We start from the raw sequence: 12,973 nt of genomic DNA, 5'->3' as shown, positions 1-12,973 counted from the left end.
ACCCGTACTTACCCGGTGTACGTTTCCGGGTTAACAACCCCAGCGTTAAACGGATCATTGACACCGACGGGCAGCCACCCTCGGGAACCGAACAATACGCTTATACTTTCGGGACAGATGGAAAGCCGGTTAGTCAGACCATTAGCGGTGCTGGAGGTTCGCGAACCGGACGGTTTCGATATAGTCCACAGTGGTAGTATACCCGCTTGACTAGGGCAAAAGTAGAGGCCAGTACCACCGTCTATACTCTGTACAGCAGATGGTTTGCTGCTCTGAAGAGCTTCAATGGAGTAAACAAAAAAGCCGTTCGTAAATTGAACGGCTTTTTGTTTGGGAGCCCCCAGTCGGGATCGAACCAACGACCTACTGATTACAAGTCAGTTGCTCTACCAGCTGAGCTATGGAGGCTTTTCCGCTTCACGTTGGCCAGGCCAACCGCGAATTGTGATGCAAAAGTAGGCCTTCAGGGGCGTTTCTGCAAGCATTTACCCATAAAAAAACGTCCGATTGATTGATCATCAATCGGACGTTTTACTAATTAATTGGCTATCAGAAACCTAGCCGTTGGTCAGCTTACTGATTCCGTAGGGCGTCGAGTTGCTTCTGCGCATCGGCAATTTTCTTTTCGATATCGGCCCGGAGTTTATCAGCGTTTTTCGACCGTGCGAAGAACTCGATGTTGTTCCGGTACGTAGCGATGTCGTTTTCGAGCGCGTTGATGCGGCGGCGGGTTTCGCTGCCACCACCTTCCGTACTGCGACGGTACGCTTCGAAATCGCCACTCTCGCGGTAACCCCCTTCGTTGCGGCCCCGATTCTGATCCCGACGGGGACCCCGGTCGCGATTTTCGCGGTTGCCGCCGCCTCGCGAATCGCCCCGCGAATCGCCCCGGTCGTTGCGGTTGAAATCGCCACCACTACGCGCACCCCGATCGCCCCGCGGGCCGCCCGACCGAGCCACTTCGGCTTCGTTGTCCTGCATCGCCCGTTCTTTCTCAGACGTCGAGAGGGTACCGTTGGCCCGAACCAGGGCATTGATCGCGGCGATGTAGCCTTTCTGAATCCGCTCCTTGTCTTTCTTGGGTACAAACCCGATGCCGTTCCACTCCTCTTTAAAGGCGTTGAGCTGCGACAGGTCGGCGTTTTCGGTCGCGGCCGCTTCAATCCGACGGATCAGGTCTTCCTTCTTCGCCAGGTTGGCTTCAAACTCGCGGTCGGTGTCCTGATTGCGATTGCGTTTCTTATCGAAGAAGGCATCACAGGCGGCTTTGAAGCGATCGAAAATGCTGTTTTTCTGCTTCTCGGGAACCTGTCCCACATTCTTCCACTGCTTTTGCAACTCGATCACCCGCTGAGTGGCATCGCTCGATTCATCGCCCGACGCCAGAATGGCTTCGACCTGCTCGCAGAGGGCCGTTTTGGCACGGAGGTTTTCTTCGCGCTTGCTTTCCAGCTGCCGGAAGAACTCACCTTTGTTGGCGAAGAACGTTTTGAGCGCCGCCCAGAATTTCTTGCTCAGCTCTTTGCCTTCTTCACGGGGCATCGGCCCTTTGATGGCATTCCAACGATCCTGAATCGCCATGACCTCTTTGGTCTTGTCGTTCCAGTCGTTGATGCTCGATGAGCTAAACGAGGTGAGCGGAATGAGTTCTTCGTAAATTTTCGACTTTTCTTCGTACAACTGCGCCGATTCCTTGCGCTGTTCTTCGTTCTGACCGCGGCGTTTTTCGTAGAGCGAGTCGAGGGCCGCTTTCATCCGTTGCCACAGCACTTCCTGCTCGGCTTTAGGGGCCGGGCCAATGTGCTTGTATTCTTCGAACAGCGTGTTTGCCTCGTCGATCGTCTGCCGCGTCACGGATTTGTCTTCGTACGCTTTGGCAATCGCCTCAACCTTTTCGATCACCTCCATTTTCTGGGTGGCGTTCTTCTTGCGGTCGAGTTCTTTCAGTTCGAAGTAGATGTTGCGGTTGCTGTAGTAACGGTCAACCAGAGCGTGGTACGTCGCCCAAAGGGTGGCGTTGTGCGGGGAGTTGATGTTACCAGCCGCTTTCCACTCATCCTGTATCTTTTTGAATTCACCCCAGCTCGTTTTGGCGTCGCCCGCGTTGGCTTCATCTGATTCCACCAACTCGCGCAGACGGCGCAGCAGGTCGGTTTTCGAGTTGAAGTTGGCGTCTTTGGCTTTGTCGAGGGTCTGGAAATACGTGTTTTTCTGCGACTTGATCTGCTTATACAGCTCTTCGTAGCGGATAGCCAGGTCGTCGGTCCGGAACTGGAAGCCTTCTTCAGCGCCTGTCTCGGCAATGTATTTATCCAAAGCGGCCTGCCGTTCAGCGCGCTTGAGCTGATCCATGGCTGGCTTGGTCTGCTTCAGAATCTCATCGGCCTGCCGATACTGGGCGGGCGTCGCGGTTTCTGCTTTCAGGTTGTTGGCCAGTTGGTCGAGGGCGGCTACCAATTCCTGCTTCGAGTAGGTGCTGTAGTCCACAACGGGTGCGGCTACTTCCTCTTCGGCTTCGTCGGTATGCTCGGCTTCACCGTAGGAGGCCGTTATCTCTTCGGCCACGGCGGGGGCCAACTCCGTCAGGTCGCCCTGCTCGGTGTCGGGTGTTGCGGTCGCCTGGGGTTCGGGAGTTTCGTCGGCTGGGGTTGTCGCCACGTCGGCTTCCGGGGCGTCGGCTACAGGCTCAGTCGCCGCAGGTACGTCGTCGGCCGTTGCCGCTGCTACGGGCTCAGCCTCGGGTGCCTCGTCTGTAGCGGGTACGTCGGCCTGCGCGGCCGGTTCGGCCACGGGCTCGTCGATAGCGGTTGGTTCAGTGGACGGTTCGGCCACGGGTAGAGCGTCCGCCGATTCGGTTACCGATTCGGACACTGCCGGTTCAGAAACCTCAGATGCGGGCGCGGAAGCAACTTCATCAGTTGCCGGAGTCGTCTCGGTCAGGGGTGCGTTGGTCTGGTTCGCAGTCTCTGGCCGATCGATTTGCTGTTCTTCGTTTGTCATGTTGGTTACGCACCAATTACTTTGCAAAACTAAACATTTATACGCGGATTATACCTTTTTTTAGGCCTTAGCCCGCTTTCCAACCAGCTTATGGCCACCGAACTTGCCGATCTTCGTAAAGAGTATACGCTAAACGGTCTTGACGTACCTGATGTTGCGCCAGACCCGATCACTCAATTCCAGGTTTGGTTTAACGCAGCGCTGACGGCCAACGTCCACGAGCCCAACGCCATGCACCTGAGTACCGTCGGGAAAGACGGTCGCCCCGCGGGCCGTATCGTGCTGGTGAAAGGTGTCGACGAACGCGGGTTTACGTTCTACAGCAACTACAGCAGCCGGAAGGGCAACGAGTTGCTGGCCAACCCGGTAGCCTCGCTCACGTTTTTCTGGCCCGAACTGGAGCGTCAGGTACGTATCGAGGGGTACGTTGAGCAGGTAAGCGCCGCCGAGTCCGACGCGTATTTTAATAGCCGTCCCCGCGGCAGTCAGCTCGGGGCATGGGTGTCGCACCAAAGTGAGGTGATTGCCGGTCGCCACGTGCTCGAAGCCGAGCAGCAACGCCTGGAAGCGCAGTTTGCCGGGCAGCCCGTGCCGCGCCCGCCGCATTGGGGTGGCTTTCTGATCCGTCCCGATGCTGTTGAGTTCTGGCAGGGACGTCCCAGTCGCCTTCACGACCGGATTCGCTACCGCAAGGCGGGCGACAACTGGCTCATCGAGCGGCTGTCGCCCTAACAGATTCCGGTGGGCTTAGGCGGCTAATGCCTGTTCCAGATCGGCGATCAGATCATCCGCGTCTTCGATACCGACGCTGAGGCGGATGAGCGTGTCTTTCAGTCCGTTTTTCTCGCGTTCTTCTTTCGGAATACTGGCATGGGTCATGCTGGCCGGATGCGTACAAAGCGACTCGACACCGCCCAGCGATTCGCCGAGCGAAAACAGCCGGATGCTCTCCATGACCCTGATGGCCTCGGGGTATGAATCGCCTTTTAGCTCAAAGGACAGCATTCCGCCGAAACCGCGCATCTGCCGGGCAGCCAGTTCGTGGCCGGGGTGGGCGGGCAGGCCGGGGTAATAGACCTTGCTCACGCGGGGGTGCTGTTGCAGGTATTCAGCCACGCGCTGGGCATTCTCGCAGTGGCGCTGCATCCTGACGTGTAGGGTCTTGATCCCCCGCAACGCCAGAAAACAGTCTTGCGGACCTGGCACCGCTCCGCAGGCATTCTGGATAAACCGCAGTTGGGCGGCCGTATCATCGTCGTTGGTGATGATGGCCCCCATGACCGTATCGGAGTGGCCGCCAATGTATTTAGTGACCGAATGCACGACCACGTCGGCACCCAGATCGAGCGGATTTTGCAGGTAAGGCGACGCGAATGTGTTGTCGACAACCAGCCTGATGTTGTTTCCCTGCGTACGGCTGGCAATGGCTTCGATATCGACAAGCCGGAGCAGCGGGTTGGTGGGCGTCTCGATCCAGACCATGCGGGTACGTTCCGTCAGGGCAGCGTCGAGGTTGGCAGGATCGTCGAGTGAGACGAATTTAAACGTCAGGCCCAGTGGCTCGAACACCCGCACCATGATCCGGTAGGTGCCGCCGTATAGGTCGCTGCTGGCGATGATCTCGTCGCCGGGTTTACAGAGCTTCAGGATGGCATCGGTTGCGGCCAGACCCGAAGCAAAACAAATGCCGTGCTGGCCATTTTCGAGTGCCGCCAGATTGGCCTGCAGGGCGTCGCGGGTGGGGTTCTGCGTGCGGGCATATTCATAGCCCTTGTGCTTCCCCGGCGATTCCTGTACATAGGTCGAGGTTTGGTAGATGGGCGTCATAATAGCGCCCGTAGTGGGGTCGGGGTGTACGCCCGCGTGGATGGCTTTCGTTCCGAATTGCATAGATGAAGTCAGGTACGTCGATGGCACGAAGCTACTTCATTCGGCGCAACCACCCGCATCGTCGTCCTTGTTTCCAGCCAGTGACCCCACAGCCCACAAGCAAACGCCGCCGATCGACTTATCGACCGGCGGCGTTTGCGTATAAACAGGAATGTGTATCGACTAGAGCAGGCTGCGGAGTAGCGTCTCGACCAGCGAGGCTACGTCTGCCAGGCGGGCCGCCACCCAATTGGCTACGCTCAACTGGCTGTTGTGGGGTAGGCTCAGCATGGGCCGCTGGGCTGCTGCCGGTTGCAGAATACGCAGGGTCATGAACCCCGCCAGCATCAGACAGTTCAGGCTCAGGGTGAGCAGGGTCTTACTTCGTAGCAGTTGAGCAAGCCAGTTCATGAGTGTGTTGGTTGACAGGCACAAAGATAATCAGGCTGTCGAAATTACCTATTTTGCGATCACCTTTATTAGCGATCCCTGTTGCACCTGATCGTCGTTTTTCATGCTGTTCAGTACACCCAGTTCTTCCAGCCGGCTGCTAGGCATCCCGAGGGCCGTCATGGCGTCGCGGAACGTACCTGTGCGGGGCACCTGCTTCACATAAACCCGGTCGGGTTTGCGGTTCAGTTTATCGGGGTCGGTGAGGGGGCGGAAGCTTTCCGATACATTTTTAAACGAGGGAAAAGCCCGTTGAAAATCACTGGCCGCCGACAGGCCATGCAGGGCGTAAATCCCGTTGTTATACTGGATCAGGTACGTTCCGATTTGCAGAGTGTTGGCCGCCGATTGCTGCTGCTGGGGCTGGCCCTGCTGTTGCTGTTGTTTCTGCTGCGAAATGACCACCAGCGCCGGCAGGCCGTTGACGGTGGTTTTGCCGTTTTCCAGTACCGTCAGGCTCAGGTCTTTGACCATATTCTGCGCGGCCTCGTCGAGCGAATTGCCTTTCGCCAGCATCAGGATCATCGCCGATTTGCCGTCTTTCGGCCCCATCTGGAACTGGGCTGGTGAATTCTGGTGCTGCCAGCTATTCGGCACACTAAACTGAAATTTGAGTTCAGGGTGGTAGAACATGTTGTTTTCAACAAAGCCTTGCTTGGGGTCTTCGCCGAACAAAATGCCGTTGATGAGCCGCAGGTACGTGTCGCGGTTGACCTGGTAATTGGCGGGGTTCTGGGCCTGGTATTCCTGCGCTAACTGATTGACTCGTGTGAAGCGGTTACCCGGATCGGGGTGGGTCGAGAGCATGTTCGGGACGGCCTGCCCCGAGTTGTCCTGAATCCGTTTGATAGTGTTAAAGAAATTGGCCATCTGCTTGGCGTCGTACCCGATTTTGCTCGAGTAACCTACGCCGAGTTGGTCCGACTCCGATTCGTGGTCCCGGCTGTATTTGAGGGTCAGTAACTGCGCGCCCTGCATGAGGGTTTCGCCCAGTTGAGGGACAAAGATGGACCCGGCAATGGCACCGAGGGTGCTAAACAACTGGCTGGTCTGCTGCCGAACGGAGTGGCGCGCCGTAACGTGCCCGATCTCATGCCCCAACACGCCGGCAAACTCGGCTTCGTTGTTGAAGTGGGCCATGATACCCCGAGTGAAGTAGACGTACCCACCCGGCACGGCAAAGGCATTGACCACCGGCGAGTCGACGATATAAAACTGATAGGGGAGATCGGGCCGGTGCGAGATGGCGGCCATGGCCTTGCCTTTTTCGTTGATATAGGCGGTCAGTTTGGCGTCTTCATAAAGGCCCATCGACCCAACAATAGACGGGTGCGACTCTTTGCCAAGGGCGACTTCCTGCTCGGTCGACATCAGGCTTATTTCCCGCTTGCCCGTGACGGGATTTCGGGCGCAGTGCGTAAGGGTCAGGGCTAGTCCGGCGATGGCCAACCGGGTAAATCGTGTCATAAACTGCATTGTGTGAACGGGTGATGTGTCGTGTAGTAGGTAGTAACGAAGTAGGTGGTGCGTATGTTTGCTGAGCAAATGTGCAATGGTTTCGGGAGTTTGTGCAAAAGGATAGTGCTTTTTGCGCGCAGGAAACTCACCAGCTTTCGGTGAAGTTGCCCGTCGTAGCCAACCCGTAACGGTGGTTCAGGCTACAAGATAAAGCCAAGTGCCAGCCCGCCCAGGATGAGCGCAAAGGGGGGCGTTTTGGTGAATTCGAGCAGCAGAATGGTGCCCATAACCACCGCAACGAAAGGCCAGTGGATGACCATCGGCTCGAAGAGGATAATGGCCGAAGCTGCCGTGAGGCCCGTACTGGCTGCGTTGATGCCATCGAGCGAAGCCCGCACGGGGCGGTGCCGTTTCACCTGATCCCAGAAGCGGTACACAAAGAAGATAAGGAACGTACCTGGCAGGAAAATGCCTACCGTAGCCACCAGGCTACCGAGCAATTGACCGTGGAGGCCTTCGGTACGCATGGCGAGGGTACCGATGTACGAAGCAAACGCAAAAACCGGCCCCGGCATCGCCTGCACCAGTCCCAGTCCTGACAGGAACTCTTCGCGGCTTACGTACTGCTTAAAGGCGACAAATTCATTGTAGAGAATAGGCGTGAGTACCTGCCCGCCGCCAAAGACAAGGCTACCGTTGCGGTAGAAATTCTCGAACAGCCGCACCGGCAACGACTGGGTGATGGCCCCCAACACGGCGGCTCCGATGAGTACACCCAGCCATAGAAAAAAATTGGCCCACTGTATCTGCATGGGCTTATGGGCCATCTTCTCGTGTTTCTGGTATTTGAGCGCGGTTGTCAGGCCCCCCACCAGAATCACAATAGGCGTCATAAATGGCGACCGGAAGGCGTAGGCTGCCAACGCCGCCAGCACCGCCAGCACCACCCCCGTCTGATCACGAATGACCTTTCGGCCAATCCGATACCCCGCCACCACCAGGAAACCAACGGCCATCGGCTGCACGTAGCGCGTGAATGCCAGCGAGCCGTTATGCTGCTCAACGTAAAAAATGCCGATGCCTGCCGCCGTCATCAGCACAACGGCAGGCAGGCACCAGATCAGTAACGTCAGATAAGCCAGGTTGGGTCCACCAATCTTGAAACCCAGCGCCGTAATCGTTTGCGTCGACGTGGGGCCGGGCAGCAGTTGGCAAAGGGCCGTTAGTTCCATCAGCTCTGCCTCGGTGAAGTACCGCCGCTTGCGCACCAGCAATTCCAGGAAGAGCGTAAGGTGCACCTGCGGCCCGCCAAACGACGTAAGGGCCAGCACCAGCACGTCCTTCAGGAAAATGAAGTAGCGAATCTTCCGAACGGGAGGCAGGGTAGAGGTAAACTTCATGCAGCAGGGGCAAGGGGGCACGGGGCTTAGGGCGCGGGGAAAAGATATCCTTGCCCCCTGCCCAAGCCCCGTGCTTTACTTTTTCTTCAAACCCAACTCCTGCAAACGCTCGTCCAGAAACTCGCCGGCTGTCATATCGGCGTAGAGTTTCGGGTTTTTGGCGTCGATGCAACTGCCGAGGCTGGTTAGGTCCATATCAGCGCGGGGGTGCATAAAGAACGGGATGGAATACCGCGACGTACCCATCTTTTCGCGGGGCGGATTCACTACCCGATGAATGGTCGATTTGAGGCGGTGGTTGGTGAGCCGGTCGAGCATGTCGCCCACGTTCACGATAATCTGGTCGGGCAGGGCTGTGATAGCGATCCACTGCCCATCGCGGCGGAGCACTTCCAGCCCATCGGCCGAAGCACCCATCAGCAGCGTGATCAGGTTGATGTCGCCGTGGGCAGCGGCCCGCACCGCCCCCTCGGGCGTGGTGTTGGGGTCGAGCGGGAAGTAGTGCAGCGCCCGCAGGATGCTGTCCCCATTCCGAACTTTATCCTCAAAATAAGCTTCGGGCAGGTTCAGGTAGAGCGCAATGGCCCGCAGCAGCGTTTTACCTGTGTTTTCCAGAATTCGGTAGGTATCAACGGAATACTTGCCGAAGCTGGGGAATTCGTCGGGCAGCACGTTGGCGGGCATTGAGCCTTCGGGTTCGGGCTGACCGATGTGGTAAAACTCTTTCAGGTCGGCCACTTTAAACCCTTTGGCCGTCTCTTTGCCTTTGCCAACGTACCCACGTTGTCCGTTCAGTTCCGGGTGTTCATACCGCTTTTTTACCTCATCCGGAGCCTGAAAAAATTCCTGAGCCGAGGCGTACAGGTGGTCGGTTAAATCGGCGGTGAGGCCATGATTCCGGATCGCGACAAAACCAATATTAGTAAAGGCGTCGCCCAGGGCCTGCACAAACTGAGCGCGGCGGGTGGTGTCGCCTGATGTAAAATCCGCTAAGTCGAGCGAAGGTATCTGGTCGTACAATGATAAATCAGCCATGGTCGAAGACGAAGTTGCTAAACAACAAAATTACGAAAACCGGCAGAAACCTCGTTAGTGGTCCTAAGCCAAGCAGGGGTATCCTTACTTTTGCAGCTTCTGCAAACACCCACTAAGACAGCCTGGTTGTCAGGGAAAAGACATCCACACGTACGTTTTACAGCGATTATTAACGTTTTATGCAACCACCTTCAGATGGGCCTGCTCCAGCCGACGACGCCACGGTCATCAGCTTAATGCAGTCCGCATTAGACCAGTCGGCAAGCGGTATTATGGTCTGCGAAGCCGTGCGGGGCAGCCGGAGAGAAATAAATGCCACGCGCGTGGTGCTGGTCAATCGGCGTGCTGAGCAATACCTGGGTCTATCCCGTAGCGAGTTAATTGGGCAGACTGGCGAAACCATTTTAGTTACCGCGACCAGCAGTGATTTATGGCCCAATGTCTACAAAGTGATCGAGACGGGCGAGTCGAACCGGTACGACGTTTTCTTAAATATTCGGCGGAGTGGGGTGGCCGCCTGGTTTGATATGTGCATTGAGCCGGTGGGCGATGGCGAGCGGGCGGTGGTGTCGCTGGCTGATATTACCGACATTCGGAATGCCAGACAGGCGCTCATCGGCGAAGCCATCCTGTTTAAGGCGCTCTCGTCGACGGTCCCTGAAATGGGCGTTATCGTTACCGACTATTTCAAAAAAATCGTGACCGCCAGCGGCCTCCTGCCCGACCTGCTGTCGAACACGAATCCCGATGAGTTGGTGGGTGGGTTGCTGGAAAACTTTGTGCTGCCGGAGTTTCGGCAAGACTGGCGCAACTACCTCGGTACGGCCCTGCGTGGCGAGGCACACTTCTTCTCCGACCACTGGGCGGGCTGGCGCAGCGAGGTGTATGTAGGGCCAGTTTATAATGATATGGGCGCCGTAGTCATGATTCTGGTCGTGTTTCGCAACGTTACCGAGCAATACCGACAGCAACAGGCGTTGATCCAGAGTAATATGGCGCTGGAACAATCGAACCGAAGCCTGGAACAGTTTGCCTACGTAGCCTCGCACGATTTGCAGGAACCCTTGCGGAAAATCAAATCCTTTGGCGACCTGCTGCGCACCAACTACGGCGACGCAATCGGGCAGGATGGAATCAGCCTGATCCAGCGGATGCAGTCGGCGTCGGAGCGAATGAGCAGCCTGATTCAGTCGCTGTTGGCCTACGCCCGGCTCAGTTCCGAGCAGCGGTCGCCCAGCGTGGTGCATCTGGAAGATCTGTTCAATGAACTCATCAGCGACCTGAGCGTAGCCATTCAGGAACGGCATGGCGTCGTGCGTCTGAAACCGCCGCTGCCTATTATCCCTGGCGATGAGCAACAGCTACGCCAACTGTTTCAGAACCTGCTCACCAATGCGCTAAAGTTTGTGCCCGCCAACCGAACTCCCATTATTACAATTGGGGCGCGGGTGGTCGAAGGGCCTAAAGTACCCCACGTAGCTGCCGCCGCCGATGCGATCTACGCTGAAGTTGATATTCAGGACAACGGGATTGGGATCGACAAGGAGAACTACGACAAGATCTTCGGGCTCTTCAATCGGCTGCATGCCCGCAAGCAATACGAAGGCTCAGGGATTGGGCTGGCGACGACCAAGAAAGTCGTCGAAAACCACAAAGGCGCAATCACCATCGACAGCCAGCTCGACAAGGGAACCACGTTTCACGTGTATCTGCCTATGAAAGGCGAAGGAGAACCCATCGAGGGATAAGGCCGGGGCGGTTCATTAAGTATGGAAAGTCGTGCATAAAAGAAGTCCGGAGTCTGGATAGTCTGATTAGATGTTATTTAGGCAAAGCCAACAACCAAAACAGACTATCCAGACTCCGGACTTTTCGCTACAACTAGCCAGACTTATTTAGTTACGACTGAAACAGCTTGCTGGCTTTGTCCCAATCGTACAGGTTCCAGGCCGCGGCTACGTAGTCGGGGCGTTTGTTCTGGTATTTGAGGTAGTAAGCGTGTTCCCACACGTCGAGGCCGATCAGGGGCGTACCTGCTTTCTCGGCCAGTTTCATCAGCGGGTTGTCCTGGTTGGGCGTCGATACGATCTCGACCTCGTTGCCCGATTTGATGAGCCATACCCAACCCGAGCCGAAACGGCCCGTAGCGGCTTTGCCCCACTCTTCCTTAAACTTATCGAATGACCCATACTTTTTGTTGATCGCATCGGCCAGCGCCCCTTTGGGTTGTCCGCCTCCTTTCGGCGACAGAATCGTCCAGAAGAATGAGTGGTTCCAGTGGCCACCACCGTTGTTACGCACCGCCGCTGGTGTTTTGGCGTCGATGTTCCGTACCAGATCGTCGATGTTCATTTTGGCCATATCCGTGCCGGCTACAGCCTTGTTCAGGTTGTCGACATAGGCTTTGTGGTGCTTTCCGTGGTGGATTTCCATCGTCATCTTGTCGATGTGGGGTTCCAGGGCGGCGGCATCATAGGGAAGGGCCGGTAGCGTAAACGGGCCCGCGGGTTGTTGCCAGGCAAAGCCAAACGAATTGGTAAACGACAGGCCGGCGGCGGCCCCGAATGCTATTTTTAGGAATTCAGCGCGGTTCATGGAGATGATTGATTGGGGTAAAGGCCCGCCAGAACGGACCAACTTGGGCAAAGAAAGCGGTTTTTGCGAAACGCTGCTCATGCTGATGAGCTGGCGCCTCGGTCATTCCAGTAAGAACATAACCGCTATTGAATGGTTTTGTCTGTGTAGCTCACTCAACGAATGCGGTTTCAGAATAAAGTTTGTTTGATCACGGGCGCTACGTCGGGTATTGGCCGGGCGGTGGCGCTGCAAATGGGTGCCGAAGGTGGTAAAGTGGCTGTAGTAGGCCGGAAACCCGATGAAGGCGACGACGTACTCGATGCCTTCGGGGAGTTGGCGGGCGAGGCCATGTTCGTTCAGGCTGATATTGCCGACTCATCGGCCATCGAACGAGCCGTGCAGCAAACGATCGATAAATGGGGGCGGGTCGATGTGCTCGTCAATAACGCGGCCAAAATGACCTTTACACCCATCGTTGACCTGACTATCGACGACTGGGACGACCTGATGGCGACCAACCTGCGGTCGGCGTTTTTATTCTGTAAATACTGCATCCCGCACATGAAAGGCGGCGCTATCGTCAACGTCAGCTCTGTGCATGCGCATCAGACCACGCCGAATGTGGTGCCTTACGCGGCGTCGAAAGGGGCGCTGGAAGCCTTCACGCGTGGGCTTAGTCTTGAACATCCCCGCGCTACCGTGCGCGTGAATTGTGTAGCACCGGGCGCGGTAGATACCTCTATGCTCTGGGAAAACCCCAACGTAAAAGCCAACCGGGAAACGATCGATATGACTGAGGTTGGCCAGCCCGAAGACCTGGCCGCCGTCATCTGCTTTCTGGCGTCCGACGAAGCGCGGTTCATCAATGGCACGACAGTAGTGGCCGATGGGGGCCGACTCGATAAGTTGTAGACGGCGTAGGGTTAGCCCGTCTGGGCGGCGATAAACGATCGGAATAGAATGGTCGACCGTTAGCAGTCGGCTTGGCCCACTGGCTAGAAAATAAGCCGGATATTTGTAGTGGGAAACATTTTAGCTTTATTTGCGTTACATTGATTACTGACGGAGTAGTTTATCTTTGTCGCTTAACGAAACGGTAAACCGTTGCCAACTGGACCGGTTTTTGTTCGTAACCTACAGGCAGTACACTTCGTTGCAGAATCAACCATCCGGTCAATCGCACT

10 protein-coding genes and 1 tRNA gene are annotated in these 12,973 nt (G+C 56.5%); 3 read left to right on the top strand and 8 right to left on the bottom strand.

Annotated features, from left to right (window positions below; genetic code table 11):
• Positions 1-335 precede the first annotated feature (335 nt).
• Together ACAW74_RS02285 and ACAW74_RS02280 are read right to left on the bottom strand one after the other, a co-directional pair.
• Positions 336-408, bottom strand: a tRNA-Thr gene (locus ACAW74_RS02285).
• 165 nt (positions 409-573) lie between these two features.
• The gene (locus tag ACAW74_RS02280; RefSeq protein ID WP_370696568.1) at positions 574-3,000 is read right to left on the bottom strand and encodes a DUF349 domain-containing protein; all 2,427 of its coding nucleotides are present in this window, start codon (positions 2,998-3,000) and stop codon (positions 574-576) included.
• Positions 3,001-3,090: 90 nt separating this feature from the next.
• Between ACAW74_RS02280 and pdxH the strand changes: the two genes are divergently transcribed.
• Positions 3,091-3,732, top strand: a complete 642-nt coding sequence (pdxH, locus tag ACAW74_RS02275) for a pyridoxamine 5'-phosphate oxidase (RefSeq protein ID WP_370696567.1) — start codon at positions 3,091-3,093, stop codon at positions 3,730-3,732.
• Between the two features lie 15 nt (positions 3,733-3,747).
• On the opposite strand, the gene ACAW74_RS02270 is transcribed toward pdxH, so the two are convergent.
• From ACAW74_RS02270 to ACAW74_RS02250, 5 genes are all read right to left on the bottom strand, one after another.
• Entirely contained in the window at positions 3,748-4,890 is a 1,143-nt protein-coding gene (locus tag ACAW74_RS02270) for a cystathionine gamma-synthase (protein ID WP_370696566.1), read from the bottom strand.
• Positions 4,891-5,052: 162 nt separating this feature from the next.
• On the bottom strand, positions 5,053-5,280 hold the full coding sequence (locus ACAW74_RS02265; RefSeq protein WP_370696565.1) for a hypothetical protein: 228 nt from the start codon (positions 5,278-5,280) through the stop codon (positions 5,053-5,055).
• Positions 5,281-5,328: 48 nt separating this feature from the next.
• The gene (locus tag ACAW74_RS02260) at positions 5,329-6,795 is read right to left on the bottom strand and encodes a M48 family metalloprotease (protein WP_370696564.1); all 1,467 of its coding nucleotides are present in this window, start codon (positions 6,793-6,795) and stop codon (positions 5,329-5,331) included.
• 182 nt (positions 6,796-6,977) lie between these two features.
• Complete coding sequence (gene chrA / locus ACAW74_RS02255; protein ID WP_370696563.1) at positions 6,978-8,177, bottom strand: chromate efflux transporter; 1,200 nt, start codon at positions 8,175-8,177, stop codon at positions 6,978-6,980.
• A 75-nt stretch (positions 8,178-8,252) separates the two neighbouring features.
• The gene (locus tag ACAW74_RS02250; RefSeq protein ID WP_370696562.1) at positions 8,253-9,212 is read right to left on the bottom strand and encodes an isopenicillin N synthase family dioxygenase; all 960 of its coding nucleotides are present in this window, start codon (positions 9,210-9,212) and stop codon (positions 8,253-8,255) included.
• A 179-nt stretch (positions 9,213-9,391) separates the two neighbouring features.
• Between ACAW74_RS02250 and ACAW74_RS02245 the strand changes: the two genes are divergently transcribed.
• Positions 9,392-10,960 carry a sensor histidine kinase gene (locus ACAW74_RS02245; RefSeq protein WP_370696561.1) on the top strand — a complete coding sequence of 523 codons (1,569 nt, stop codon included), beginning with the start codon at positions 9,392-9,394 and terminating at the stop codon, positions 10,958-10,960.
• A 151-nt stretch (positions 10,961-11,111) separates the two neighbouring features.
• Here ACAW74_RS02245 and ACAW74_RS02240 read toward each other — a convergent pair whose 3' ends face one another.
• Complete coding sequence (locus ACAW74_RS02240) at positions 11,112-11,807, bottom strand: superoxide dismutase (protein WP_370696560.1); 696 nt, start codon at positions 11,805-11,807, stop codon at positions 11,112-11,114.
• 162 nt (positions 11,808-11,969) lie between these two features.
• Here ACAW74_RS02240 and ACAW74_RS02235 point away from each other — a divergent pair, with 162 nt between their 5' ends.
• A complete protein-coding gene (locus ACAW74_RS02235; protein WP_370696559.1) occupies positions 11,970-12,701 on the top strand; it encodes an SDR family NAD(P)-dependent oxidoreductase in 732 nt (243 codons plus the stop codon).
• Positions 12,702-12,973 lie beyond the last annotated feature (272 nt).

The sequence above is a fragment of the Fibrella musci genome (assembly GCF_041321105.1).
Classification (GTDB): Bacteria; Bacteroidota; Bacteroidia; order Cytophagales; family Spirosomataceae; genus Fibrella; species Fibrella musci.
This window is presented reverse-complemented; position numbering and strand designations above follow the sequence as displayed.

What these genes read in the sequence shown, in the direction of transcription:
- ACAW74_RS02260 (WP_370696564.1), bottom strand. Translation starts at nt 6,795, where the DNA reads ATGCAGTTTATGACACGATTTACCCGGTTGGCCATCGCCGGACTAGCC.
- chrA (WP_370696563.1), bottom strand. Translation starts at nt 8,177, where the DNA reads ATGAAGTTTACCTCTACCCTGCCTCCCGTTCGGAAGATTCGCTACTTC.
- ACAW74_RS02250 (WP_370696562.1), bottom strand. Translation starts at nt 9,212, where the DNA reads ATGGCTGATTTATCATTGTACGACCAGATACCTTCGCTCGACTTAGCG.
- ACAW74_RS02270 (WP_370696566.1), bottom strand. Translation starts at nt 4,890, where the DNA reads ATGCAATTCGGAACGAAAGCCATCCACGCGGGCGTACACCCCGACCCC.
- ACAW74_RS02235 (WP_370696559.1), top strand. Translation starts at nt 11,970, where the DNA reads ATGCGGTTTCAGAATAAAGTTTGTTTGATCACGGGCGCTACGTCGGGT.
- ACAW74_RS02245 (WP_370696561.1), top strand. Translation starts at nt 9,392, where the DNA reads ATGCAACCACCTTCAGATGGGCCTGCTCCAGCCGACGACGCCACGGTC.
- ACAW74_RS02265 (WP_370696565.1), bottom strand. Translation starts at nt 5,280, where the DNA reads ATGAACTGGCTTGCTCAACTGCTACGAAGTAAGACCCTGCTCACCCTG.
- ACAW74_RS02280 (WP_370696568.1), bottom strand. Translation starts at nt 3,000, where the DNA reads ATGACAAACGAAGAACAGCAAATCGATCGGCCAGAGACTGCGAACCAG.
- pdxH (WP_370696567.1), top strand. Translation starts at nt 3,091, where the DNA reads ATGGCCACCGAACTTGCCGATCTTCGTAAAGAGTATACGCTAAACGGT.
- ACAW74_RS02240 (WP_370696560.1), bottom strand. Translation starts at nt 11,807, where the DNA reads ATGAACCGCGCTGAATTCCTAAAAATAGCATTCGGGGCCGCCGCCGGC.